Raw genomic sequence first — 24,719 nt, 5'->3', positions numbered from 1 at the left:
TTAGAGACGAACTTGTCCTTCGAACACACGAACGGCGGGGCCGGTCATCAGCACCGGCTTGCCGGGGCCGGCCCACTCGATGCTCAGGCGCCCGCCTGGCAGGTCGATGGTCACCGGTGAGTCCATCCAGCCTTGGCTGATCGCCGCCACGGCGGCGGCGCAGGCGCCTGTGCCGCAGGCCTGGGTCTCGCCCGCGCCACGCTCCCACACGCGCAGGTTGGCGCGGTGGCGGTCGACTACCTGGATGAAGCCGGCATTGACCCGCTGCGGAAAGCGCGGGTGATGCTCGATCTTCGGGCCCAGCTCATGGACCGGCGCTTTGCGCACATCGTCCACGCGCAGCACCGAATGCGGGTTGCCCATGGACACGGCGGCGATCTGGTGCACCTGGCCGTCGACTTCGAGTGCATAGCTGCTCGCCTGCTCATCGGCGATGAACGGGACCTCGGCCGGCGTGAAGCGCGGCGGGCCCATGTCGACGCAGATCTGCCCGTCGTTGCGCACATCGAGCACGATGATGCCGCCCTTGGTCTCGACGCGAATGCGCTTCTTCGCGGTCAGGCGCTTGTCCAGGACGAAACGGGCGAAGCAGCGCGCGCCGTTGCCGCACTGTTCGACCTCGGAGCCATCGGCGTTGAAGATACGGTAGCGGAAGTCGACATCCGGGTTGTTCGGCGCCTCGACGATCAGCAGCTGGTCGAAGCCGATGCCGGTGTTGCGGTCACCCCATTGCTTGGCGTGCTTGGGTTGGATGTGTGCGTGCTGGCTGACCAGGTCGAGGACCATGAAGTCGTTGCCCAGCCCGTGCATCTTGGTAAAACGCAGCAGCATGGGTTCACTCCGGCAGCAGGCTTTCGCCGGCGAACAGTTCGGTGATGGTCTCGCGGCGACGCACTTCGAAGGCCTGATCGCCATCGACCAGCACTTCGGCGCAGCGGCCACGGGTGTTGTAGTTGGAGCTCATGACGAAACCATAGGCGCCCGCGGAGCGCACGGCCAGCAGGTCGCCCTCGGCCAGGTCCAGCACGCGGTCCTTGCCCAGGAAGTCGCCGGTCTCGCAGATCGGGCCGACCAAGTCGTAGGCCCGACCTTCGCCTTCGCGAGGCTTGACTGCGCTGATGTCCATCCAGGCCTGGTACAAGGCCGGGCGGATCAGGTCGTTCATCGCCGCGTCGATGATGGCGAAGTCCTTGTGCTCGGTGTGCTTGAGGTATTCCACGCGGGTCAGCAGCACGCCGCCGTTGGCGACGATGTAGCGGCCCGGCTCGAACACCAGGGCCAGGTCGCGGCTGCCGATGCGCTCGCGAATGGCCTTGATGTAGTCGGCAAGCTCCGGCGGCTGTTCGTCGCGATAGCGCACGCCGACACCGCCACCCAGGTCGAGATGGCGCAGGTGGATGCCGCACTCGGCCAGGCGATCGACCAGCACCAGCAGGCGGTCGAGGGCATCGAGGAACGGTTCGACGGTGGTCAGCTGTGAGCCGATGTGGCAGTCAACACCGACCACGTCGAGGTTCGGCAACTGCGCGGCGCGCACGTAGATGGCCTCGGCGTCGGCAATGGCGATGCCGAACTTGTTTTCCTTGAGGCCAGTGGAGATGTAAGGGTGGGTGCCGGCGTCGACGTCCGGGTTCACGCGCAGCGACACCGGCGCGACCTTGCCCATCTCGGCGGCCACCACTTGCAGGCGCTCGAGCTCGTCGGTGGACTCGACGTTGAAACAGTGCACGCCCACTTCCAGGGCGCGGCGCATGTCCTCGCGGGTCTTGCCGACACCGGAGAACACCACGCGATCGGCGCGGCCACCGGCGGCCAGCACGCGCTCCAGCTCACCGCCGGAAACGATGTCGAAGCCCGCACCCAGGCGCGCCAGCAGGTTCAGCACGCCCAGGTTGGAATTGGCCTTGACCGCGAAGCAGACCAGGTGCTCCAGCCCGTGCAGGGCATCGGTGTAGTTGCGGTACTGCGCCTCGATATGGGCTCGCGAGTACACGTAGGTGGGCGTACCGAAGCGTTCGGCGATCGCCGACAGGGCCACCCCTTCCGCGAACAGCTCACCGCCGCGGTAGTTGAATGCATCCATGGGATTTCCTTACTGCGCGGGCGACTCTTCTGGCTGCTCTTGCTGCTGCTCCAGCACAGGTTGCGGCTGGACTGGCTTGGCATGCTGGTGCGACTTGCGCGGGCCTTTGCCGTCCTTGCCGTCTTCTGGCAGGTACAGGGGGCCTTTCTGACCGCAGGCCGAAACGAGGCAGGCGACCGCGACCAGCGCCGCGAGGGAGGAAATCAGGCGTTTCATGGGTGAAATCCTTGGAAATATGCAGTATTGCGGCCGAGTATACCGAGCGACCACCTGATTGCCTATGCAAGGGGCACCCCCTTGGCGGCGGTGCGGCGACCAAAGGCGATGCGGCTTTTTCTTACAGCTATTAGCTTGTAGCTTGAGGCTTTCGCCCTTATCGTGCCCGGCTTGCGTGTGTACAGCCATTTTTCGAGGTCCTTGCAATGAGTTTGAGCGAAGCGCGTTTCCACGACCTGGTCGACGCGACCCAACAGGCCCTGGAAGATCTGTTCGATGAAAGCGGCATGGACCTGGACATGGAGAACTCCGCTGGCGTCCTGACCATCAAGTTCGATAACGGCAGCCAGCTGATCTTCAGCCGCCAGGAGCCGCTGCGCCAATTGTGGCTGGCGGACAAGTCCGGTGGTTTCCACTTCGATTACGACGAAGAGAGCGGCAAGTGGGTGTGCGAGAAGAGCGAAGAGCTGCTCGGCGAGATGCTCGAGCGCATCGTCTGGGAGCGGGCCGGCGAGAAGCTGGACTTCGACGAGATCTGAAATGAGCGAACAGCCCAGGCCGCCCAAGCCGCTCTACAGCAATGTGAGCCCGGCGGTGCCGTCACCTTGTATCAGCATATGTCGGCTGGATGAGTACAAGGTCTGTACCGGCTGCCACCGCCACGTCGAGCATATCCGTGAGTGGCGCTCGGCCGATGACGAACGGCGCCGGCAGATCTGCCGCGAGGCGCTGGCCCTGAAAACAGGGCGCCAGGCATAGCCACAACGACGGTGTGGGCTTGAGTATTTGCCCCGCTGTGGTAGTGTCAGGGTCTGCGTCGGTGACGCCAAGCATTTCACAAACCCCGCCCTTGGGCGGGGTTTTGCTTTATCTGCCTTTAGTAAATTGCCTGTTCAAAGGAGTCTGACTGGATCATGAGCACCAAGCCTTCCCTCATCCTCACCCGACTGGACGTGCAGCGTCTCGAGCGCCTGCTCGACGCCCTCGATGAAAGCACCCCGGGTGTGCTCGCCCTGCAGGACGAGCTGGACCGCGCCGAGAACGTGGTGGGTCACGAGGAAGTCCCGGCCGGCGTGGTGACCATGAACTCCCGCGTGCACTGCCGCGAGATCGCCAGTGGCAAGGATTACCACCTGACCCTGGTGTATCCGAAGGACGCTGGCCCTGAAGGCAACGTCTCGATCCTTGCGCCGATCGGCTGCGCACTGCTGGGCCTGTCGGTGGGCGACCAGATCGACTGGCCGGCGCCGGGCGGCAAGACGCTCAAGCTCGAGCTGCTGGCAGTCGAGTACCAGCCGGAAGCGGCAGGCGATTTCGATCTCTGAGGTGATCAGGGCTCCAGCTGCGCCTGCAGTTGCTCCAGCCCATCGTTGAGTGCCTGCTCCAGCTCGCGTTTGTAGCGCAGGTAGAGGCTGGTGGACCCTTGCTCGTCCTCCAGCAGCTCGGACAGGTCGAGGTCGGTGATGTAGCAGCGGTAACTGCCGCTGCCGCGGCGCTGGCGCAGGATCTGCCGGGCGACCACGGCATACAGCTGGTCGCCATGCTCCAGTTCGGAAAACTCCTGCTGGTCGCAGTAAAGGGTGACATGCACCTCTTCGCCCGTGCCGGCCTGGAGGATCGCCTGAACTTCGAAATACGCCTGGTTCTGGTTGTCCGAAGGTGTCGGTCTTGGCTCCAGGCTGCGTGCCTTGCCGATGCCTGAGGGCAGCAACTGGTAATAGAGGATGCGCAGCGATGCCAGCGGCAGGCTGTCCAGTGGCAACTGGGCGTCGCGGCGCATCAGCATCGATTGCAGGAAGCGTTGCAGCGGCAGCAGCAGGTGCGGCTCGTCCTGCAGTGGCAGCCGTTGTTGCCAGAGCGCGTTGTGCTCATCGAGCACGTACAGGTCGGCCCAGCCCTCGAACAGGCGGTAGAACACCTGGATGCAGCCGGGCTGGCCCTGGGCCAGGACCAGCGGCAGGTCGTGGTCCTGCAGGGCGTGGGTGTCCAGGTGCAACGGGCTGTATCTGCCGCGCTCCTCGCCGAGGGCCGCCAGCACCGCGTCGTGGTCGGCGAGGCTGGCCAGGGTCACCTGCCCGGGCTGCAGGTCGAGGATGTGGGTGTGCTGGGCCACCTGCAGCAGGTAACGGTGATTCAGGCCCTGGTCGAGCAGCAATTGCACGGTGTCGAAGATCTCCTCGACCCGCTGGCTGATGGCCTGGGCGCGGTTGTGGCAATAGCAGCGTACCCGCACCCGCGGGCGGTGGCTGCGCTGGCCCAGGCTGTTGAGGAAGTCGCGCAGGCAGCGCGCCAGCGCATGCTCGCCGTCGTAGCGTTGCACCAGCACCTCGTTCCAGCTGTTGAGGGTGATCTGGTCGAGGGTCAGCACCAGGTTCTCGCGCACCCCGGCGTAGCTCAGCGAGTCGGTGCGCTCAGTGGTCATCAGAATGTTCAGGTCGCGCTGATGGCGCAGCGGGTCGACGCCGACATTCACCAACAGCAGGATCTCGTCGGCCACGCTCGGCTGCAGCAGGCGCACCTCGCTGACTGTCTCCAGGGGCAGGGGGATGCTCTGCTGCAGGCTGCCTATCAGGTTGAACAGCTCGAACTCGCTCAGGTCGCTGACACCTGGGTGCAGGGCCAGGCGCGTGCTGCTGTCGATCACGCCGTTGCGATGGGCCCAGGTGAGCAGCTCTAACAGTTCGCGGCAGCGCTTGATCGGGCTGAAGTGCTCCCACTCGTGCACACCCAGGTTGCCGTTGTACAGCCCCCAGTGGTGTGTGCCCGGTTCCTTGCGGTTGGGTGATTGCACCAGGGTCAGGGTGTCCTCGGCCAGGTCCGGGGCGATGCCCGGGTTGATCACCTCGATCTTGCCGGCCCGGCGCTCGAAGGCGGCGTAGAGGCGGCGGCCAAGCACATTGAGGTCACGCTGGTCGGCGCGGCTGTTGGCGTTCTGCTGGCGGGCAAACTGGGTCAGGAAGCGGTAACTGTGGTTCAGCTCTGCCACCAGTTCGCGGCGCTCGACCGCCACTTGGCGCACTTTCCACTGGCTGCGACTGTCGAGCAGCGCCAGTTGGCGCTCGTCCCAGCCCCATTCTTCGGTCAGGCGCCCCAAGAGCTGGCGTTGCCAGCCCCCACTACGTGTACGGCCCTGGTCGCCGAGCTTCTTGTTTACCTTCAGGTACAGGCTGCGCCGCACCAGCTCCAGGCGTGCCGGCTCGCCGCGCAGGAGCAGGTAGCGTTCGATGCGGCGGTAGACCATCACGTAGGGGTCGAGCTCATCCAGATCCAGCTGGTTGGCGAACACGGCCCGCTTGTAGTCCAGGCTCAGGCAACGCACCTGCGGGTGCTCGCTGGCGTAGGCCTCGGTGAGCAGCAGCTTGAGCAGCGACTTGTAGGGTGAGTCGATACCCTTGAATAGCTGCCACAGCCCGGCGCCGACGAACTCGCCCGACGGAATGTGCGCCAGGTGTCCCAGGTCGAGATCGTCCTGGGCGCGGATGAAGCGCTTGGACAGCAGTGTCTGGGTGTAGTCGCGGTAGTTGTGTTCCTGGTACACCGGCACCAGCCACCACAGCGGCGTGCGCCCGGCCAGCCAGATGGCGGTGCGGTAGAACTCGTCGAGCAGCAGGTAATGCTGGGTGGTGCCGCAGTCGTCGGAGCTGAGCTGGCCATCGCGCTCGCCCTGGACGAAGCCCCGGGGTTCGATCAGGAAAAAATGAGCTTCGGCGCCTTGGCTGGTCGCCCAGGTTTCGAGCAGCTGGCACTTGCGTCGCAAGTCGGCCACGGCCTGCTCGTCCAGGTCCGGTGCATGGCACACCCACAGGTCCATGTCGCTCTGCTCGGCCTGGGCCAGCGTGCCGAGGCTGCCCATCAGGAACAGGCCGTGGATCGGCTGCGCTGGCTTGCCGTGGCGCGGCTTGTAGGTGAACGAGCGGGTCAGGCGCTGGACTTCGGCGAGCAGTTCGTCGTCGGGCTCGAAACCGGAGACGCCGGCGGGGGTGGTGCCGGAAACATAGCCTGGTAGCAGCGGATGATTGACGTGGAAGAACAGCGGCAGCAGCGTGAGGACCTGCTGCTGGCGTGTGGATAACCCTTCCATCGCCCGTGCCAGGCGGCCCTGGTTGATTTTCAGGAAGCGCGCACGCAGCTTGGCCAGCTCCTTGCGGTCGATGCCTTGATCCAGGTCGGGGCGGATTTCGTGGGGGTGGTTCATTGCGCGCTCAGGCAGGCCGGGGGAAGCTCTGGCGAGTTTAGCCTGAGTGGCGCGGTCGGATAAGGGGTTGGTGGCTTTTTGACGTCAGATTGGCAACGCCTGTGCCAGCCATCGACGGTAAGCCCGTTCCTGCAGGTCTGCCGAGCTGCAGGAGCGGGAGCACGGGTTCAGGCCGGCTGGGTGGATTTCGATTTGAGGATGGTTAGCAAAAGCCGGACGCTTTCAGCGGCATCGTTACCGAGGCTGGTCAGGTAACCACCATCGGGTTGGTCGGTGAGCCCTTTGTCATGCAGGCGCTTGGCGGCGGCGACCAGGGCGGGGGAGGCGTCGCTGCTAACCTTGATGCCTTCCTGGTGGTTGTCCAGGTTGAACTGGGAAAGGACTTCCAGTTCGGCGATCAGTTCGGGGGTAAAAGGCATGGGCAACTCCTGACTTCGAGACAAGGATGGAAGTCAGGAGTGTAGTCAGGCTTATTCGATGTCGCCTTGATCCGCCTCAGGTGGCAGCTCCGGCAGGGCGCGCAGGGCCGTTTCGTACCACTCGGTATCGAACGGGCGATCTTCGTCGAGCATGGCGTCGATCTCGATGGCCAGCACGTGGGCCATGAGGTTGAGGATGTCTTCACGCTCGTAGCCGACCAGTGTCAGCTTGTTGAAAGTGGCCTTGGCGGCCGGCGGCTCGCCGCTTTCGATCTGGTTCTCGATCGCCTGGGTCAGGGTGGCCTCGGCGAAGTCTTCTTCATCATTGCTGTCGATGTCTTGGGGTTCGCTCATGGCGGTGCTCCTGTGGTAAGGCGCACAGTGTGCCACGCCTGCGCTGGCAATGCCCGGCCATCAGCGCCGGGCATGGCACTGGCCAAGGGTGGGCAAGGGCGCTATAACAGCCGGGCCAACCCCATACGGCCTTGGAGGCTGTCTCAATGCTCAAGCTTCATGGATTCGCGGTCAGCAACTACTACAACATGGTCAAGCTGGCCTTGCTGGAGAAAGGCGTGCCCTTCGAAGAGGTGCCGTTCTTCGGCGGCCAGTTGCCTCAAGCCCTGGCCATCAGCCCCCGTGGCAAGGTGCCGGTGCTGCAGACCGAGCACGGTTTCATCAGCGAGACCGGCGTCATCCTCGACTACATCGAGCAGACCCAGCCGGGCAAGGCGCTGCTGCCGGCCGATGCCTTCGGGCAGGCCAAGGTGCGCGAGCTGCTGCGGGAAATCGAGCTGTATATCGAGCTGCCAGCGCGTACCTGCTACGCCGAGGCGTTCTTCGGCGCGGCGGTGGAGCCGCTGATCAAGGAGCGGGCGCGGGTGGATCTGCTGGCGGGCTTTGCCACCCTCAGGCGCAATGGCAGGTTCGCGCCTTATGTGGCCGGTGAGCAACTGACCATCGCCGACCTGATGTTCTGTTTCTCGGTCGACCTGGCCTGCGCGGTGGGCAAGAAGGTGCTGAACATCGACTTCCTGGAGGACTTCACGGAAGCGAAGAAGCTGTTGCAATTGCTGGGTGAGAACCCACACATGGCGAGGATCGTGGCGGACAAGGACGCGGCGATGCCGGCATTCCTCGAAATGATCAAGAACAAGCGCTAACGCTGTAAACAATCGCGGGGCAAGTCGGGCCGCCGCATCGCCGCTCCCACGAGCCTTGTCCAGGCCTTGTGGGAGCGGCGATGCGGCGGCCCGACTTGCCCCGCGAGTGCGTTGTCAGCGCGAAGCCAGCAATGCCTGGCCGCGAGCCACTGCCGCGCGCACCTGGGCCGGCGCGGTGCCACCGATATGGTTGCGGGCGTTGACCGAACCTTCCAGGGTCAGCACGGCAAACACGTCCTGCTCGATCTGGTCGCTGAACTGGCGCAGCTCTTCCAGGCTCATCTCGGCCAGGTCCTTGCCGGTGTCGACGCCATGTTTCACCGCGTGGCCGACGATCTCGTGGCAGTCACGGAACGGCAGGCCGCGGCGCACCAGGTAGTCGGCGAGGTCCGTGGCGGTGGAGAAGCCGCGCAGGGCCGCTTCGCGCATGATCGCGTGCTTGGGCTTGATCGCCGGGATCATGTCGGCGAAGGCGCGCAGCGAGTCGCGCAGGGTGTCGGCGGCGTCGAACAGCGGCTCTTTATCTTCCTGGTTGTCCTTGTTGTAGGCCAGCGGCTGGCCTTTCATCAGGGTCAGCAGGCCGGTCAGGGCGCCGAATACGCGGCCGCTTTTGCCACGCACCAGCTCCGGCACGTCCGGGTTCTTCTTCTGCGGCATGATCGAGCTGCCGGTGCAGAAGCGATCAGGCAAGTCGATGAACTGGAACTGCGCGCTGGTCCACAGCACCAGCTCTTCGGAAAAGCGCGACAGGTGCATCATGGCGATGCTGGCGGCCGCGCAGAATTCGATGGCGAAGTCGCGGTCCGAGACGCCGTCCAGCGAGTTGCCGGCCACGGCTTCGAAGCCCAGCAACTTGCAGGTCAGCTCGCGGTCGATCGGGTAGGTGGTGCCGGCCAGCGCGGCGCTGCCCAGGGGCATGCGGTTGGCGCGCTTGCGGCAGTCGACCAGGCGCTCGTAGTCGCGGCTGAGCATTTCGAACCAGGCCAGCAGGTGGTGGCCGAAGGTAACCGGCTGGGCGGTCTGCAGGTGGGTGAAACCGGGCATGATGGTTTCGGCTTCACGCTCGGCCTGTTCCAGCAGGCCCTTTTGCAGGCGGGTGATCTCGGCCAGGATCAGGTCGATCTCGTCACGCAGCCACAGGCGGATGTCGGTGGCCACCTGGTCGTTGCGGCTGCGGCCAGTGTGCAGCTTCTTGCCGGTGATGCCGATGCGGTCGGTCAGGCGCGCCTCGATGTTCATGTGCACGTCTTCCAGGTCGACGCGCCAGTCGAAGGTGCCGACCTCGATCTCGCCCTGGATGGTCTTCAGGCCATCGATGATGGTGTCGCGCTCGGCGTCGCTGAGTACGCCGACCTGCGCCAGCATGGTGGCGTGGGCGATCGAACCCATGATGTCGTGGCGGTACAGGCGCTTGTCGAAATCGACCGAGGCGGTGAAACGGGCGACGAAGGCGTCGACGGGCTCACTGAAGCGGCCGCCCCAGGACTGATTGGTCTTGTCGGTGCTCATGGATTCACTCGTTGAAGGCGTGAACGGAAAAGTGGCGCCGATCATAGCAGGGTTGCGCCTGCCGCCGCAGGGCGCTGGTCGCGAGAATCGTCCGGTAACAAGGGGGTGCGGCATATTCAACGATTGAACGGCAGTGTTCCACGGAGCGTCTACAGTTGGACAAAGGGCTGGCGGTGAATCTGCCAGGCCAGTGAATCTTTGGCCTTCGCACCGGTCTGTAGCGTGACCGCGTTTCGGTCGCCCCACACTTGTCTACGCTATACCCGTGCGAGACTCACTCAGGAATCCAGCGCAATTATGAATGTCCTGATCGTTGATGATGAACTCCAGGCCCGCGAGCGCCTGAGCCGGCTGCTTGGCGAGCTGGAGGGTTACACCGTGATGGAGCCCAGCGCCACCAACGGCGAGGAGGCCCTGACCCTGATCGAAAGCCTCAAGCCCGACGTGGTGGTGCTGGACATCGGCATGCCGGGCCTCGATGGCCTGCAGGTCGCCGCCCGGCTCTGCGAGCGCGAGTCGCCGCCGGCGGTGGTGTTCTGCACCGGCGACGACGAATACGGCAGCGAAGCCTTCAGGGACAGCACTTTGAGCCATGTCGAGAAGCCCATCCAGCCCCAGGCGCTGCGTGACGCCTTGCGTCGGGCTGAAAAACCCAACCGCGCCCAGCTGGCGGCGTTGACCCGCCCCGCAGGCGATACCGGCGGCCCACGCAGCCATATCAGTGCCCGCACGCGCAAGGGCATCGAGTTGATCCCTATTCCCCAGGTCATCTATTTCATCGCCGACCACAAGTACGTCACCTTGCGCCACGAGGCAGGCGAAGTGCTGCTCGACGAACCCCTCAAGGCTCTGGAAGACGAGTTCGGCGAGCGGTTTGTGCGTATTCACCGCAACGCGCTGGTTGCCCGTGAGCGCATCGAACGGTTGCAGCGCACGCCGCTGGGGCATTTCCAGCTCTACCTGAAGGGGCTAGAGGGCGATGCCCTGACCGTCAGCCGTCGGCATGTGGCCGGGGTGCGCAAGATGATGCAGTCCTTGCACTGAATACCCTTCGACAGCGTGAGAGCGGCCTTGCCCCGCGATAAGGTGCATTGCCCACCATCGCAATCGCGGGTCAAGCCCGTTCCCACGTGGCGCTTTGCTGATCTGAATCTGCGGGCACACCCGGAGGAGCTGTTATCATCGACGGCATTTCTCTGGTTCGGGGCGTTTCATGTCCACTCGCGAAATCCGCATTGCCACCCGTAAAAGTGCCTTGGCCCTGTGGCAGGCCGAATATGTAAAAGCCCGCCTGGAGCAGGCGCACCGAGGTCTCGTCGTAACCCTGGTGCCCATGGTCAGCCGTGGCGACAAGCTGCTCGACGCGCCGCTGGCGAAGATCGGCGGCAAGGGCCTGTTCGTCAAGGAGCTGGAAACCGCGCTGCTCGACAACGAAGCCGACATCGCCGTGCATTCGATGAAAGACGTGCCCATGGACTTCCCCGAAGGCCTGGGCCTGTACTGCATCTGCGAGCGCGAAGACCCGCGCGATGCCTTTGTTTCCAATACCTTTGCAAGCCTCGAGGCACTGCCGGCAGGCAGTGTTGTCGGCACTTCGAGCCTGCGCCGCCAGGCGCAACTGCTGGCGCGTCGGCCCGATCTTCAGATCCGCTTCCTGCGCGGCAACGTCAATACGCGCCTGGCCAAGCTCGATGCCGGCGAATACGACGCCATCATCCTCGCCGCCGCCGGCCTGATCCGCCTCGGCTTCGAGGACCGCATTACCGCCTCCATCAGTGTCGATGACAGCCTGCCGGCTGGTGGCCAGGGCGCGGTGGGGATCGAGTGCCGTAGCGCTGATACCGAGATTCATGCCTTGCTGGCGCCGCTGCACCATGCCGACACCGCTGACCGGGTGGTGGCCGAGCGTGCCCTGAACAAGCGCCTCAATGGTGGCTGCCAGGTGCCGATCGCCTGCTACGCGGTGCTTGAAGGCGAACAGCTGTGGCTGCGTGGCCTGGTTGGCCAGCCCTCCGGTGGCACCTTGCTGGTGGCCGAAGCCCGCGCTGCGCGCGTGGATGCCGAGGCCTTGGGCATACAGGTCGCCGAAGACCTGCTGGGGCAGGGCGCCGAGGCGATCCTCAAGGAAGTCTACGGCGAGGCCGGCCACCCGTGAGCCCCTGGCGCCTGCTGCTGACCCGCCCTGAAGAGGACTGTGCGGCACTGGCGCAGACGCTGGCCGACGCGGGTATCGCCAGCGCCAGCCTGCCTTTGCTGGTGATCGAGGCGCTCGCGCCGGACCCGGCGCAGATGCAGCGCCTGCGGACGATCGCCGGGGCTCAGGCCATCATCGTGGTCAGCAAGCCGGCGGCCCGCCTGCTGCTGGAGCAGCTCGCCCAGGCGGGAGTGAAGCCGCCTTCCGCAGGTTGGTTCACGGTAGGTGAGGCGACGGCGCGAATTCTTCAGGAGCATGGGCTGCAAGTGGCCTTTCCAGCGGCCGGTGACGACAGCGAGGCCTTGCTCGGGCTGCCCGCCTTGCGCGAGGCTATTGCTGAGTCACCGAGGCCTCGCGTCCTGATCGTGCGCGGCGTCGGAGGTCGTGAACTGCTGGCCGAGCGTCTTGCCGAGCAAGGTGCTAGTGTCGATTATCTGGAATTGTATCGCCGCTGCCTGCCCGACTACCCTGCCGGAACCCTCGCCCGACGCATCGATGGGGAACGCCTCAATGGCCTGGTGGTCAGCAGTGGGCAGGGGCTGGAACACTTGCATCGACTCGCGGGTGCGCACTGGCCGCGGTTTTCCCGATTGCCGCTGTTCGTGCCCAGCCCACGGGTCGCTGAACAGGCCCGCGCACTCGGGGCGCTGGATATTGTGGATTGCCGTGGCGCCAGCGCCGCGGCCTTGCTGGCAGCTGTGCAGCGAACCGCTGCGCCTGCCTCTTAAGGCGCTAAGCTAGAGAGCGATGCGCCACCATGCAAAGGATGGATACGTGAGCGAAACTGTCTTGTCCAACACCGAACAGCCCGTGGCGTCCGAGGCGCCGGAATCTGCCACCGCCAAGCCCGCCCGACGCTCCGGCAACGGCCTGGCGCTGCTGGCCCTGCTACTGGGCGCCGCAGGCGTCGCGGTCGGCGGCTGGGGCGTCTGGCAGGTTCGCCAGCTGCAAGGCAGCGAACAAGGCCAGGGCGAACACTTGCAAGCCCTCAACCAGCGCGCCGACGCGCTGCAGCAGCGCGAGCAGCAGCTCAGCGCGCAGCTGGCCAGCCTTCCGGCAGCCAGCGAACTGGAAGATCGCCGTCGCCTTGTAGCGCAACTGCAGGGCGACCAGCAGCGCCTGAGCCAGCGCCTGGAGACCGTACTGGGCGAAAGCCGCAAGGAATGGCGCCTGGCCGAGGCCGAGCACTTGCTGCGCCTGGCGACCCTGCGCCTGTCGGCGTTGCAGGACATCACCAGTGCCAAGGCGTTGGTCGAGGGCGCCGATGAAATTCTTCGTGAGCAGAGCGACCCGGGCGCCTTCGCTGCCCGCGAGCAGTTGGCACGCAGCCTGGCGACGCTTTCCAGCACCCAGCAGCCGGACCGTACCGGCCTGTTCCTCAAGCTCGCCGCGCAGCGTGAGATGGTCCAGCAGCTCAGCGCCCAGTCGCCCGAGTTCGACAGCCAGGCCGACGCCATGGGGGCCCTGACCGCCGATGGCGACGGCGCCAGCCGCTGGTCACAGTGGTGGGCGGAAATGTCCAAGTACTTCCAGATCGAGTTCAATGCCGACGACAACGTTCGCCCGCTGCTGTCCGGCCAGTCGCTCAACCAGCTGCGCCTGGCCCTGAGCCTGACCATCGAACAGGCGCAATGGGCGGCGCTCAATGGCGAAGCCAAGGTCTACACCCAGGCCCTGGACGATGCGCGCAGTGTGTTGCTGGCCAACTTCAACCCGGACAATCCGCAGAGCAAGGCGATGCTCGACAACCTCAACCAGCTGGCCGACCAGCCGGTGTCGGTGGTCACGCCTGACCTGAGCGAGAGCCTGGCTGCGGTGCAGGCCTATATCCAGCGTCGCCACCTGCCGGCCACCACGGAAGGGGCCAAGCCATGAAGCGCGTCTACCTGCTGGCAGTGTTGGCGATCGTCATTGCCGCGGCGCTGGGTATCGCGATCGCCAAGCACAGCGGCTACGTGCTGATCGCCTACGGCGGCTTCCGCTATCAGTCGGGGCTGTGGGCGGCACTGGGCGCGCTGGTCGGGATCGTCCTGCTGTTGCTGCTGGCGCGTTACCTGGTCGGGCTGGTGCTGACGTCCTCCGGGGTGGTCAACCCCTGGTCGCGGCGCAACCGCAGCCGCCGCAAGCGCATCGCCATCGAGCAGGGGCAGCTGGACCTGGCCGAGGGGCGCTGGGCAAGTGCCCAACGCCACCTGCAGCGTGCCGCCGAATCCGATCGCCAGCCACTGCTCTACTACCTCGGCGCCGCCCGTGCCGCCAACGAACTGGGCCGGGTCGAGGAGCGTGACCAGTTGCTCGAGCGCGCCCTGGAGCGCCAACCCCAGGCAGAGCTTGCCGTGGCCCTGACCCATGCCCAACTGCAGATGGACCGCGGTGAAAGCGACGGGGCGCTGGAGGCCCTGCAGGCCATGCAGGAGCGCCATCCGCACAATGCGCAGGTGCTGCGCCTGCTGCACCGCCTGCACCTGGAGCGTGGTGACTGGCCGGCGCTGATCCGCCTGCTGCCTGACCTGCGCAAGCACAAGGTGCTGCCAGCGGCCGAACTGGCCGACCTGGAGCAGCGTGCCTGGGGCCAGAACCTGGGTCTGGCGGCGACCCGTGACGAGGACCCGCAGACGGCGCGCCAGGCGCTCGAGCGCGCCTGGCAGCAGTTGACCAACGCCCAGCGCCAGGAGCCGCAACTGGTGTCGGCCTATGCCGAGCAGCTGCGCCAAATCGGCGCCCAGGGTGAAGCCGAGCAGGTGTTGCGCGGCGCGCTCAAGCGTGGCTACGAAAGCCATCTGGCCCGCTTGTATGGGCTGGTGCGCGGCGATGATCCTGGGCGCCAGTTGCAGACGGCCGAAGGCTGGCTGAAGGAGCATCCGCAGGACCCTAGTCTGTTGCTTACCCTAGGGCGCCTGAGCCTGCAGAATCGCCTGTGGGGCAAGGCCCGTGACTACCTGGAGAGCAGCCTGCGCATGGAGCGCAATCCAGAGGCTTGCGCGGAGCTGGCGCGGCTTCTGGCCGGCCTTGGCGAGACCGAGCGCAGCAACCAGCTGTTCCAGGAAGGCTTGGGGCTGCTGGATGAACGTTTGCTGGCGTTGCCGTTGCCGGAGGGGGTTCGGGCCTGAAGGGGCCTGGGCTCGCCCCACGCAGAGCTCATTGCCCTCGTGGGGCCGTGCCTGGCACCGGTTTTGTTGCCTTGGCATGCGTAAATGGCGGGCGCTGAACTTTCCTTCGTCCGTGTCGGAATGTTCCCACTTTCTACGAAAATGATTCCCTATCCATTCAGCGACTTGTCTGCGCTGTAGCGACTTGATACAAAGCGCCCCTTTCCTCTACCGTTTCAAACCACATCTCCTCTTTTCGGATCACCTTCGCCCATGTCGCTGGCCTGCCTGCGCAGCTTTTTCTTTCCCGCCTTCCTGGCCGCCGTCGCTGTGCTGGTGGCGTCGTTTCGCCTCGAGAACGTGGTCGGCCTCGACCCTTGCGCGCTGTGCTTCAGCCAGCGCCTGATGCTGGGGCTCTATGCGCTGGCTTGCCTGGGTGCGGTCGTCCACGCCGGTCAGCAGCGATTGCATGCCCGGTTGGCCTTGGGGTTCTCGGTTGCCGGCGCCTTGCTCGCCGGTCGACATGTCTGGTTGCAGGCCGAGCCGTTGCCGCTCAGCGGTTGTCATCTGCCGCTGGCGCACCTGATGGAGCGCCCCTGGGGCGAGATCCTGCGAACGTTCCTGCTGGGCACCCCGGAATGCGTGTCGGTCAACTGGAGCTTTCTCGACCTGACCCTGCCTGAGTGGAGCCTGCTGGCGTTCCTGTTGCTGGCCGCGCAACCGCTGTCGTGGCTGGTGGTGTATCGATTGCGCCACGGCGCGGTGGCTTGATCCAGCGCAACGAGCCGGGGATTGCACGACCAGTGGTGGCCGGCAGAGGGATTAAACGCTTGTATGAACTTAGTCTGCTGCGTACCTTGATGGGCAGGTCGCGCGGGAATAATCTCCCAGCACGCATACCGAAAATACAACTGCTCGATGCCGTTTGCTGATGTCACCTTTGTGCCACGGTGTTGTGTCGCGAGGTGCAGCGGCATCTACCCAGAAGGGAAGAGATCGCCATGCTCGATAGTTGCCAGAACGCCCAGGAACGCTGGGGCGGTGTTCACAAGCTGATCGACCGTTGGCTGGAGGAGCGCCAGGAACTGGTGCAGGCCTTCCGCGCCCTGCGCGATGCCAAGCCGGCGTTTGCCGACAAAGAGAAGAACCGCGATTTCTGCGCCGTGCTGGTCGACTACGTCTCGGCCTGGCATTTCGAAGTCAGCGAGCAACTGGTCAGTGAAGCCAAGGCATTTGGCGACACCGGCGCGTTGGAACTGGCAAAACAGATCAACCCACGCATCGATGACAGTACCCAGATCGCCCTGGCCTTCAATGACCATTGCGAGAAAGGCGAGTGCAGGGATACCGAGCGTTTTGCCGAGAAGCTGGCCAAGCTCGGCAGCCTGTTGCACGAGCGCTTCGAACTGGAAGACTGCCTGATCGAAGTGTTGCACACCGCCCACAAGCAAGAAGACGCGGTGCAGGCCTGATTCAGTCGGCCACGTCCAGCAGTTCGATCTCGAACACCAGTGGGGTATAGGGTGCGATCAGGTCACCCGCACCGTCGGCGCCGTAGGCTTGCGCCGACGGGATCACCAGGCGCCATTTGGCCCCGGCTTTCATCCGTGGCAGCGCCACCTGCCAGCCCTCGATCACCGAATCCAGCTTGAACCACTGAGGTTGCAGGTTCTGGTCGAACACCGTGCCATCCGGCAGCTTGCCCACATACCGTACTTGCACGCGTCCATTGGTCTTGGGCTGCGCACCGCTGCCGCTGGCCAGTTCGCTGTAGAGAACGCCCTCGGGCAACTCACGGACTCCGGCCTTGGCCCGCTCACCAGCGATAAAGCGCTTTTCGGCTTCCACCAGCTTGTCCACCTGGGCCTGCTCTGCGGCGGCGTTGGCTTGTGTTTCGTGCTGTTCGAGGATGGCCTGCATGCGTGACTTGGCAATCCGTGGCGGCTCGCCCTGGTAGGCCTGGCGCAGCCCTTCGACCAGTGCGTCGAGCTGCAGGCCGGGCACTTCCTGACGCAACCGCTCACCGAGGCTGCTGCCCAGGCTATAGGCCAGGTCGCTGTCGTTGACGGGGGCGGTCTCGGCATTGGCCAGGGAGAGCGGCGTCACCAGGCACAGGCCGAGAATCAGATAACGAGGCATGGAGGTCTCCTGCGGCAATGAGCGCGAAGTATGCCAGCGTTGTTGGCCAGAGATGTGTAAATATCGGCACTGCACTAATGGGCAACTACACTTGTTTCCAGCTGCAAGACAACAACTTTGCCCAGGCATGCAACGCGGCGCTACCGAGACTGTCAACATGCCCTAGCGGCGGTAGCAGCAGAAGCATAGTATGAGCCGCACTCTCGTCAGCCAGGAGGTAAACCATGTCGGCCAAAAAGAAGCCAGTAAGTACGCCGTTGCACCTGCTCCAGCAACTTTCGGGCAGCCTGCTCGAACATTTGGAAGATGCCTGCTCCCAAGCGCTGGCGGATGCCGAGAAACTCTTGGCCAAGTTGGAAAAACAACGTGGCAAGGCCCAGGAAAAACTCCACAACGCCCGCCTGAAGTTGCAGGACGCCGCCAAGGCCGGTAAAGCCAAGGCACAAGGCAAGGCACAAAAAGCTGCTGGCGAACTTGAAGACTTGCTCGATTCGCTCAAGGATCGCCAGGCGCAGACCCGTACTTATATCCAGCAACTCAAGCGTGATGCCCAGGAGAGCCTGAAGCTGGCCCAGGGTGTCGGCAAGGTGCGAGAGGCGGCCGCCAAGGCCCTGGGCGCACGTACGGCAACACCGAAAGCTGCCGCCAAGCCCGCTGCAACCAAAGCCCCGGTCAAGGCTGCTGCCAAGCCGGCAACCCGTCCAACGGCCAAGCCTGCTGCTGCCAAGGCAGCGACCAAGACTGCCGCCGCCAAGCCAGCCGCCAAGCCTGTTGCCGCCAAGGCTCCGGCGAAGACTGCCGCCGCTAAACCGGCTGCCAAGCCAGCGGCCAGGCCCGCTGCCGCCAAGGTTCCGGCGAAGACTGCCGCGGCCAGACCGGCTGCCAAGCCAGCGGCCAAGCCTGCTGCCGCCAAGGCTCCGGCGAAGACTGCCGCCGCCAAACCGGCTGCCAAGCCAGCGGCCAAGCCTGCTACTGCCAAGGCTCCGGCGAAGACTGCTGCCGCCAAGCCAGCGACCAAGCCTGCTGCCGCCAAGGCCCCGGCGAAGCCTGCCACCGCCAAGCCAGTGGCTAAGCCTGCTGCTGCCAAAGCCGCCCCGAAGCCGGCAGCCAAACCTGCAGCCAGACCGGCCGCCGCCAAAGCCCCGGCCAAACCTGCCGCCAGCAAACCCGCCGAAAGCAAGCCTGCCACTCCGGCCGCCAGCGCCACTCCGGCGCCAGTGACCGGCGGCACCGCGCCTGCGGCCACCGGCACCCCGGCTCAGTCGCCGACTTCGGCGTCCTGAAGCCCACGGGCCGCGGCGCGCAGCTGATGCAGCGCGTCGTGGTCCCGGGCCTGGTCCGGCGCCAGCCGGGCTAGCCAGTCCGGCGCCGCGCCCGCTTGCGCCGGCCACTCACGCGCCAATGCCTCCAGGCGTTCCAGCAAGGTGCGTTCAGCCTGCAGTTCCAGGGCTTTCACCTGCTCACGCATCACGCTCAGTGGCGGGTCGGCCAGCGCGTGTTCGCGCCATTGCCGGCGCAGGGCGCGTAGCGGCGCCACAACGTCGCGCTGCCAGGGCCGGGCCAGCGCCTGCAGGGTGGCAATCCGTTGTTCGTCGGGGGCTATGCCGCGGGCCTGTAGCCAGGTGCCGCAGAGCAGCAGGCAGACATCGCCGCCAAGCTCCTGGAGGGCCAGGCAAGCTGCCTCGACACCCGGCCGGGCATACAGGGCCAGGGCATGATTCCACAGGTCGGTGTGCATGGTTTCACTCGCGCCAGTGATCGGTGAAGCTGGTAGACTCCGCGACCATCATGATCAGACTATCGAACCTCACTTTACAGCGTGGTCCCCAGCGCCTGCTAGAAGGCGCCGAGATGACCCTGCACACCGGCCACAAGGCCGGCCTGATCGGTGCCAATGGTGCCGGCAAATCCAGCCTGTTCGCATTGCTGCGCGGCGAGCTGTCGCCCGATGCCGGTGACTGCCAGCTGCCCGGCGACTGGCGCATCGCCCATATGCGCCAGGAGGTCGATACCCTCGACCGTATCGCCGTGGACTATGTCCTCGATGGCGACGTGCGCCTGCGCAAGGTCCAGGCAGATCTAGCCGCCGCCGAACTGGCCCACGATGGCACTGCCCTGGCGCGCCTGCACAGTGAACTGGACAGCGCCGACGGCTACACCGCCGACGCCCGCGCCCGCAAGTTGCTGGCCGGCCTTGGCTTCAGCAACGAGCAGATGGACCGCCGCGTCGGCGACTTCTCAGGTGGCTGGCGGATGCGCCTGAACCTGGCCCAGGCCCTGATGTGCCCGTCCGACCTGCTGCTGCTCGACGAGCCGACCAACCACCTGGATCTCGACGCCATCCTCTGGCTGGAGGATTGGCTCAAGGGCTACCCGGGCACGCTGCTGCTGATCTCCCACGACCGCGACTTCCTCGATGCCGTGGTCGACCATGTGCTGCACGTCGAACAGCGCAAGCTCAATCTCTACAAGGGCGGCTACAGCGCCTTCGAGCGCACCCGCGCCGAACGCCTGGCGCAGCAGCAGCAGGCCTACGAGAAGCAGCAGGCGCAGCGCGCGCACATGGAAAAGTACATCGCCCGCTTCAAGGCCCAGGCCACCAAGGCCCGCCAGGCGCAGAGCCGGATCAAAGCCCTGGAGCGCATGGAGGAGCTGTCGGCGGCTCACGTCGACTCGCCCTTCGACTTCGTTTTCCGTGAGTCCGAGAAGATCTCCAGCCCCTTGCTCGACCTGTCCGAAGGCCGTCTGGGCTATGGCGACAAGGCCATCCTCGAGAAGGTCAAGCTGCAGCTGGCGCCGGGTGCGCGCATCGGTCTGCTCGGCCCCAACGGCGCGGGCAAGTCGACCCTGATCAAGAACCTCGCCGGTGAGCTGCAGCCATTGTCCGGGCGCCTGGTGCGTGGCGAAAACCTCGCCGTCGGCTACTTCGCCCAGCACCAGCTCGACTCGCTGGACGACAAGGCCAGCCCGCTGCTGCACCTGCAGCGCATTGCCCCGGGTGAGCGCGAGCAGACCCTGCGTGACTTCCTTGGTGGTTTCGACTTCCATGGCAACCGTGTCGACGAACCGGTGGTGAACTTCTCCGGTGGCGAAAAGGCCCGCCTGGCCCTGGCGTTGATCGCCTGGGAGCGGCCGAACCTGTTGCTGCTCGACGAGCCGACCAACCACCTGGACCTCGAGATGCGTCTGGCGCTGACCATGGCGCTGCAGGAGTTCGCGGGTGCCGTGGTGGTGGTCTCCCACGACCGTCACCTGCTCAAGAGCACCACCAACGACTTCCTGCTGGTGGCCGACGGCAAGGTCGATACCTTCGACGGCGACCTCGACGACTACAGCCGCTGGCTGGTCGAGTTCCGCCAGCGCAACGCGCCGGTGAGCAGCACGCCGGCCAACCCGGACAAGACCGACAAGAAAGCCCAGCGCCAGGCGGCCGCGGCGCTGCGCCAGCAGTTGGCGCCGCACAAGAAGGCGGCCGACAAGCTGGAGACCGAGCTCAACCAGGTGCACAAGGACCTGGCCGAGGTCGAGACCGCCCTGGGCGACGGTGGCGTGTACGAGGCCGCGCGCAAGGACGAACTGCGCGACCTGCTGGCGCGCCAGACCAAGCTCAAGCAACGCGAAGGCGAGCTTGAGGAGGCCTGGATGGAGGCCCTGGAAACCCTTGAAAGCATGCAGGCCGAACTCGAGGCGCTGTCCTGATGGAGGAGCTGCGCTCGCTGTTACCGGGGCAGTGGATGGACTCGATGTGGCTGGGGTTGCAGATTCTGCTGATCCTGATCGCCGCGTTCGTCCTGCAGCGCATGGTCGCTCGCGGGTTGAGAAGCCTGGGCGAACGCTACCCGTTGCCGCACGAGCTGATGGTGCCGGTGCGCGGCGCCTTGCGCTGGCTGATCATGGGCAGCGCGCTGTTGTTCGTGCTCGAGCGCCTGGGTGTATCGGCCACGGTGCTGTGGACCGCGCTGTCGGGCTTCGTCGCGGTGGCGGCGGTGGCGTTCTTCGCTATCTGGAGCGTGCTGTCCAACCTGCTGTGCGCGGTGCTGATCTTCACCGTCGGGCCGTTTCGTATCGGCGATGTGGTCGAGCTGGTCGATACCCTCGACAAACCGGGGGTGAAGGGCCGGGTGATCGCCATCAACCTGCTGTACACCACGCTGATGGAAACGCCGGAAGCGGGTGGCGCACTGGTGCAGGTGCCCAACAGCCAGTTCTTCCAGAAAGCCGTGCGCCGTTGGCGTGGCGCCGAGGCCACCACTGCGGTCAAGCCGGAATCGATCGAAACCGACTGAAGCCGCAGAATTTACTGGTTATTTTTTCGCCAGCACCGTAGCTTAACGCTTTGTAACAAATGTTCGAGCGAGGTGTGCGATGTCGATGGAAACGTGGTTGGCCTTCTTTGCCGCGTGCTGGGTGATCAGCCTGTCGCCGGGTGCCGGGGCGATCGCCTCGATGTCCAGCGGGCTGCAGTACGGTTTCTGGCGTGGTTACTGGAACGCCCTGGGCCTGCAACTGGGCCTGATCGTGCAGATCGCCGTCATCGCCGCCGGTGTCGGCGCCATCCTCGCCGCTTCCGCCACGGCCTTCCAGGTCATCAAGTGGTTCGGCGTCGCCTACCTGGTCTACCTTGCCTACAAACAATGGCAAGCCCTGCCGATGGACATGAGCGACGAGTCCGGCGTGCGGCCGATCGGCAAGCCGCTGAGCCTGGTGTTCCGTGGCTTCCTGGTCAACGTCAGCAACCCCAAGGCGCTGGTATTCATGCTCGCGGTGCTGCCGCAGTTTATCAACCCGCACGAGGCGTTGCTGCCGCAGTACGTGGCGATCACCGTGACCATGATCAGCGTCGACATGCTGGTGATGGCGGGTTACACCGGCCTGGCTTCGCGGGTGCTGCGCCTGTTGCGTACGCCGAAGCAGCAGAAGCGTCTGAATCGCACCTTTGCCGGACTGTTCATTGGCGCGGCGACCTTCCTCGCCACCCTGCGCCGCGCGCCGATCTGAACTGTACTGGGGCCTCCCAGAGGCCCCATCAGCGCTGCCGGTCCACCAGCCCCTTTAGCAAGTCCAACGGCAGTGGAAACACGATGGTCGAGCTCTTGTCCCCGGCAATCGAACCCAGCGTCTGCATGTAGCGCAGTTGCATCGCCCCCGGCTCCTTGCCCAGCATCTGCGCCGCCTGCATGAGTTTCTCCGACGCCTGCAGCTCGCCTTCGGCATGGATCACCTTGGCCCGTCGTTCACGCTCGGCCTCGGCCTGGCGGGCGATGGCGCGGATCATCGATTCGTTGAGGTCGACATGCTTGATCTCGACGTTGGCCACCTTGATGCCCCAGGCGTCGGTCTGCGCGTCCAGCACTTCGCGGATATCCGAGTTCAACTGTTCGCGCTCGGCCAGCAGTTCGTCCAGCTCGTGCTTGCCGAGCACCGCCCGCAGGGTGGTCTGGGCCAGCTGGCTGGTGGCGGCGAGGAAGTCCTCGACCTGGATGATCGCCTTCTGTGGGTCGAGCACGCGAAAGTACAGCACGGCGTTGACCTTGACCGAGACGTTGTCGCGGGTGATCACGTCCTGGGGCGGCACATCGAGCACCACGGTACGCAGGTCGACGCGCACCATCTGCTGGATTCCCGGAATCAGGATGATCAGGCCCGGGCCCTTGACCTGCCAGAAACGCCCAAGCTGGAACACTACGCCGCGCTCGTACTCGCGCAGGATGCGCAGCGCCGACAGCAGCAGTATGGCCAGCAGCACCAGTACGGCGCTGAAACCGAATTGCATGAACATCGTCTACTCTCCTTGCGCCGTGGGCGCAGTGGCGCTGACCTCCAGGGTCACGCCATGACGGGCCGTCACCCGCACGTGCTGGCCAGGTTGCAGTGGTGTCGCACACTGCACCTGCCACTGTTCGCCCTGGGCCTGTACCGAACCGCAGAACGGGTTGTCGGTGCGCACCTGCGTCACCGTGACCAGGCTGCCCACCAGCCCGGCATCGCCGCTGACCAGGGCGCGCCGGCGCGCTTTCACCGCCATGCCCAGCACGCCGCCGAGCAACAGCGCCGAGAGCACTGCCAGGCTGATGATCAGCGCCAGCGGAATGCCGAAGCCGGGGGCGTCGGTGTCCATCAGGATCACCGCCCCGACGACGAAGGCGACGATGCCGCCGAAGCCGACCACGCCGAAGCTGGGCAGGAACGCCTCGGCGACCATGAACGCCACCCCGAGCAGGATCAACGCCACCCCGGCATGGCTCACCGGCAGCAGTTGCAGGGCATACAGCGCCAGCAGCAGGCAGATGCCGCCGACCACGCCGCCGACCCCGGAGCCCGGGTTCATGAATTCGAACAGCAGGCCGTACACGCCGATCATGATCAGGATCAGCGCCACGCTGGGGTTGGTGATCACCGCCAGCAGGCGGGTGCGCCAGTCCGGCAGGTGTTCGGTCACACTGGCCTCATGGGTGCGCAGTTGCACGGTCTGGCCTGCGACGAGCAGTGACTTGCCATCGAGCTGGCGCAGCAGGTCGGGGAGGTCAGCGGCGACCAGGTCGATTACCTGCAAGCGCTGGGCTTCGCTGGCCGACAGGCTGACAGCCTCGCGCACGGCCTTCTCCGCCCAGTCGGCGTTGCGCCCGCGCAGCTGGGCCAGGCCACGGATGTAGGCGGCGGCGTCATTGACCTGTTTACGTGCCAGTGTGCCTTCTTCGCTGTTCGTGGCGGGTTGTTCAGCTTTGCCGGGAGCGCCGACCTGGACTGGCGTCGCGGCGCCGAGGTTGGTCCCTGGGGCCATGGCCGCGATATGGCTGGCGTAGAGGATGTAAGTGCCGGCGCTGGCTGCCCTGGCCCCACCCGGGGCGACGTAGGTGGCCACCGGCACGGGGCTTGCCAGGATCGCCTTGATGATCTGGCGCATGGCGCTGTCCAGCCCACCGGGGGTATCGAGGCGGATCACCACCAGTTGCGCGCGTTGTGCCTGCGCCTGGTCCAGCCCACGCAGCAGGTAGTCGGCGCTGGCCGGGCCGATGGCATCATCGACGCTCAACAGCCATACATTTGCGCCAGGCGCGCTCTGGCCACCCGGCGCGAAGCCGAGGATCAACAGCAACAGCAGCATGCGCCAGCGCTGGGCGATCACCTGTCGTCACCTCATGCAGACCTGTCCTTGAAGTTTAGCCGTGCCTGCCGGGTCACGGCCTAAACTTGAGGGTGGGGGCAAAACCGGAGGTGCATCATGCGTATGGCCAAGACCCTTCAGCAGCGCCTGGACCAGGCCAACTGCGACTACGACATCATTCCCCATCCCCACTCGGCCACCAGCCTTGAGTCGGCGCGCACGGCCGGCGTACCCGCCGAGCGGGTCGCCAAGTCAGTGATGCTTGATGACCGCCATGGCAACTTCATCATGGCCGTGCTGCCGGCCAACCGGCATCTGGACATGACCGAGGTGCGCATGACCGGCGCCTGGCAGCTGACCCGCGAAAGCAACCTGCCGAGCCTGTTCGGCGATTGCGAGCGCGGCGCCATCCCGGCCCTGGGCGACGCCTACAACATTCCCATGCTGCTCGACCGGAGTCTTACCCGCCAGGGCGATGTCTACCTCGAGGCAGGTGACCACGATCATCTGATCCACATGAGCATGGAGCAATACTTGAAGCTGGTGCCGCACGCCGAAGTGCGCGAACTGAGCTGATGCTCGCAACCAACGCCGGGTTGGCGTCGTGGAC

At 65.3% G+C, this 24,719-nt stretch carries 27 protein-coding genes; 16 read left to right on the top strand and 11 right to left on the bottom strand.

Translation table 11 applies throughout. The features are described 5' to 3' along the window. The 3 genes from dapF to lptM are packed head-to-tail and all read right to left on the bottom strand — an operon-like array spanning position 1 to position 2,299. On the bottom strand, positions 1 to 831 hold the full coding sequence (gene dapF, locus KHO27_RS21560; protein WP_214500740.1) for a diaminopimelate epimerase: 831 nt from the start codon (positions 829 to 831) through the stop codon (positions 1 to 3). A gap of 4 nt (positions 832 to 835) precedes the next feature. Then, complete coding sequence (gene lysA / locus KHO27_RS21555) at positions 836 to 2,083, bottom strand: diaminopimelate decarboxylase (protein ID WP_111531950.1); 1,248 nt, start codon at positions 2,081 to 2,083, stop codon at positions 836 to 838. Positions 2,084 to 2,092: 9 nt separating this feature from the next. After that, positions 2,093 to 2,299, bottom strand: a complete 207-nt coding sequence (lptM, locus tag KHO27_RS21550; RefSeq protein WP_102683530.1) for an LPS translocon maturation chaperone LptM — start codon at positions 2,297 to 2,299, stop codon at positions 2,093 to 2,095. A gap of 206 nt (positions 2,300 to 2,505) precedes the next feature. Here lptM and cyaY point away from each other — a divergent pair, with 206 nt between their 5' ends. The 3 genes from cyaY to rnk all read left to right on the top strand — a co-directional run bounded on the left by cyaY (position 2,506) and on the right by rnk (position 3,624). After that, a complete protein-coding gene (cyaY, locus tag KHO27_RS21545) occupies positions 2,506 to 2,838 on the top strand; it encodes an iron donor protein CyaY (RefSeq protein WP_102683529.1) in 333 nt (110 codons plus the stop codon). A 1-nt stretch (position 2,839) separates the two neighbouring features. Then, positions 2,840 to 3,058, top strand: coding sequence for a DUF1289 domain-containing protein (locus KHO27_RS21540; RefSeq protein ID WP_110697045.1), 219 nt, complete (start codon positions 2,840 to 2,842; stop codon positions 3,056 to 3,058). Between the two features lie 155 nt (positions 3,059 to 3,213). After that, complete coding sequence (rnk, locus tag KHO27_RS21535) at positions 3,214 to 3,624, top strand: nucleoside diphosphate kinase regulator (protein WP_102683527.1); 411 nt, start codon at positions 3,214 to 3,216, stop codon at positions 3,622 to 3,624. A gap of 5 nt (positions 3,625 to 3,629) precedes the next feature. Here rnk and KHO27_RS21530 read toward each other — a convergent pair whose 3' ends face one another. The 3 genes from KHO27_RS21530 to KHO27_RS21520 form a co-directional block, all read right to left on the bottom strand. Next, complete coding sequence (locus tag KHO27_RS21530; RefSeq protein WP_214500739.1) at positions 3,630 to 6,494, bottom strand: class I adenylate cyclase; 2,865 nt, start codon at positions 6,492 to 6,494, stop codon at positions 3,630 to 3,632. Positions 6,495 to 6,661: 167 nt separating this feature from the next. Then, entirely contained in the window at positions 6,662 to 6,913 is a 252-nt protein-coding gene (locus KHO27_RS21525; RefSeq protein WP_214500738.1) for a TIGR02647 family protein, read from the bottom strand. 51 nt (positions 6,914 to 6,964) lie between these two features. Next, positions 6,965 to 7,267 (bottom strand): hypothetical protein, encoded by a 303-nt coding sequence (locus KHO27_RS21520; protein WP_046853681.1) that lies wholly within the window; start codon positions 7,265 to 7,267, stop codon positions 6,965 to 6,967. Between the two features lie 146 nt (positions 7,268 to 7,413). On the opposite strand from KHO27_RS21520, the gene KHO27_RS21515 reads away from it, so the two are divergent. Beyond that, a complete protein-coding gene (locus KHO27_RS21515; RefSeq protein ID WP_198754951.1) occupies positions 7,414 to 8,073 on the top strand; it encodes a glutathione S-transferase family protein in 660 nt (219 codons plus the stop codon). Positions 8,074 to 8,187: 114 nt separating this feature from the next. Here KHO27_RS21515 and argH read toward each other — a convergent pair whose 3' ends face one another. Continuing rightward, entirely contained in the window at positions 8,188 to 9,582 is a 1,395-nt protein-coding gene (argH, locus tag KHO27_RS21510) for an argininosuccinate lyase (RefSeq protein ID WP_110697050.1), read from the bottom strand. Positions 9,583 to 9,879: 297 nt separating this feature from the next. Between argH and KHO27_RS21505 the strand changes: the two genes are divergently transcribed. The 7 genes from KHO27_RS21505 (at position 9,880) to rsd (ending at position 16,337) form a co-directional block, all read left to right on the top strand. Continuing rightward, positions 9,880 to 10,626, top strand: a complete 747-nt coding sequence (locus KHO27_RS21505) for a LytR/AlgR family response regulator transcription factor (RefSeq protein ID WP_214500737.1) — start codon at positions 9,880 to 9,882, stop codon at positions 10,624 to 10,626. A 169-nt stretch (positions 10,627 to 10,795) separates the two neighbouring features. Continuing rightward, a complete protein-coding gene (hemC, locus tag KHO27_RS21500) occupies positions 10,796 to 11,737 on the top strand; it encodes a hydroxymethylbilane synthase (RefSeq protein WP_214500736.1) in 942 nt (313 codons plus the stop codon). Further along, entirely contained in the window at positions 11,734 to 12,504 is a 771-nt protein-coding gene (locus KHO27_RS21495) for a uroporphyrinogen-III synthase (protein ID WP_110697080.1), read from the top strand. Before hemC ends, KHO27_RS21495 begins: the two co-directional genes overlap by 4 nt. A gap of 46 nt (positions 12,505 to 12,550) precedes the next feature. After that, a complete protein-coding gene (locus KHO27_RS21490; RefSeq protein WP_102683518.1) occupies positions 12,551 to 13,651 on the top strand; it encodes a uroporphyrinogen-III C-methyltransferase in 1,101 nt (366 codons plus the stop codon). Next, positions 13,648 to 14,886 carry a heme biosynthesis protein HemY gene (locus KHO27_RS21485; protein ID WP_102683517.1) on the top strand — a complete coding sequence of 413 codons (1,239 nt, stop codon included), beginning with the start codon at positions 13,648 to 13,650 and terminating at the stop codon, positions 14,884 to 14,886. Before KHO27_RS21490 ends, KHO27_RS21485 begins: the two co-directional genes overlap by 4 nt. Positions 14,887 to 15,138: 252 nt before the next feature. Then, a complete protein-coding gene (locus KHO27_RS21480; RefSeq protein WP_214500735.1) occupies positions 15,139 to 15,636 on the top strand; it encodes a disulfide bond formation protein B in 498 nt (165 codons plus the stop codon). A gap of 230 nt (positions 15,637 to 15,866) precedes the next feature. Further along, the gene (rsd, locus tag KHO27_RS21475; RefSeq protein ID WP_110697086.1) at positions 15,867 to 16,337 is read left to right on the top strand and encodes a sigma D regulator; all 471 of its coding nucleotides are present in this window, start codon (positions 15,867 to 15,869) and stop codon (positions 16,335 to 16,337) included. Position 16,338: 1 nt separating this feature from the next. Here rsd and KHO27_RS21470 read toward each other — a convergent pair whose 3' ends face one another. Further along, a complete protein-coding gene (locus KHO27_RS21470) occupies positions 16,339 to 17,004 on the bottom strand; it encodes an FKBP-type peptidyl-prolyl cis-trans isomerase (RefSeq protein ID WP_110697088.1) in 666 nt (221 codons plus the stop codon). A 224-nt stretch (positions 17,005 to 17,228) separates the two neighbouring features. Between KHO27_RS21470 and KHO27_RS21465 the strand changes: the two genes are divergently transcribed. Further along, entirely contained in the window at positions 17,229 to 18,287 is a 1,059-nt protein-coding gene (locus KHO27_RS21465; RefSeq protein ID WP_214500734.1) for an AlgP family protein, read from the top strand. On the opposite strand, the gene KHO27_RS21460 is transcribed toward KHO27_RS21465, so the two are convergent. Further along, entirely contained in the window at positions 18,263 to 18,742 is a 480-nt protein-coding gene (locus tag KHO27_RS21460) for a TIGR02444 family protein (protein ID WP_110697092.1), read from the bottom strand. The two genes, KHO27_RS21465 and KHO27_RS21460, sit on opposite strands and share 25 nt — an antisense overlap. Positions 18,743 to 18,792: 50 nt before the next feature. Here KHO27_RS21460 and KHO27_RS21455 point away from each other — a divergent pair, with 50 nt between their 5' ends. The 3 genes from KHO27_RS21455 to KHO27_RS21445 all read left to right on the top strand — a co-directional run bounded on the left by KHO27_RS21455 (position 18,793) and on the right by KHO27_RS21445 (position 22,002). Next, positions 18,793 to 20,703: an ATP-binding cassette domain-containing protein gene (locus tag KHO27_RS21455; RefSeq protein WP_102683511.1), complete on the top strand. Its 1,911-nt coding sequence runs from the start codon at positions 18,793 to 18,795 to the stop codon at positions 20,701 to 20,703. Beyond that, a complete protein-coding gene (locus KHO27_RS21450; RefSeq protein WP_110697093.1) occupies positions 20,703 to 21,290 on the top strand; it encodes a mechanosensitive ion channel family protein in 588 nt (195 codons plus the stop codon). Before KHO27_RS21455 ends, KHO27_RS21450 begins: the two co-directional genes overlap by 1 nt. Before the next feature lie 79 nt (positions 21,291 to 21,369). Beyond that, the gene (locus KHO27_RS21445; protein WP_110697095.1) at positions 21,370 to 22,002 is read left to right on the top strand and encodes a LysE family transporter; all 633 of its coding nucleotides are present in this window, start codon (positions 21,370 to 21,372) and stop codon (positions 22,000 to 22,002) included. Between the two features lie 28 nt (positions 22,003 to 22,030). On the opposite strand, the gene KHO27_RS21440 is transcribed toward KHO27_RS21445, so the two are convergent. After that, the gene (locus KHO27_RS21440) at positions 22,031 to 22,783 is read right to left on the bottom strand and encodes a slipin family protein (protein ID WP_110697097.1); all 753 of its coding nucleotides are present in this window, start codon (positions 22,781 to 22,783) and stop codon (positions 22,031 to 22,033) included. Positions 22,784 to 22,786: 3 nt separating this feature from the next. Next, positions 22,787 to 24,109 carry an NfeD family protein gene (locus KHO27_RS21435; RefSeq protein WP_232968075.1) on the bottom strand — a complete coding sequence of 441 codons (1,323 nt, stop codon included), beginning with the start codon at positions 24,107 to 24,109 and terminating at the stop codon, positions 22,787 to 22,789. Positions 24,110 to 24,226: 117 nt separating this feature from the next. On the opposite strand from KHO27_RS21435, the gene KHO27_RS21430 reads away from it, so the two are divergent. After that, positions 24,227 to 24,685 (top strand): aminoacyl-tRNA deacylase, encoded by a 459-nt coding sequence (locus KHO27_RS21430; RefSeq protein WP_023629227.1) that lies wholly within the window; start codon positions 24,227 to 24,229, stop codon positions 24,683 to 24,685. The last annotated feature ends 34 nt before the right edge of the window (positions 24,686 to 24,719 follow it).

It is taken from the genome of Pseudomonas sp. RC3H12 (assembly GCF_018596375.1).
Taxonomy (GTDB): domain Bacteria; phylum Pseudomonadota; class Gammaproteobacteria; order Pseudomonadales; family Pseudomonadaceae; genus Aquipseudomonas.
This window is presented reverse-complemented; position numbering and strand designations above follow the sequence as displayed.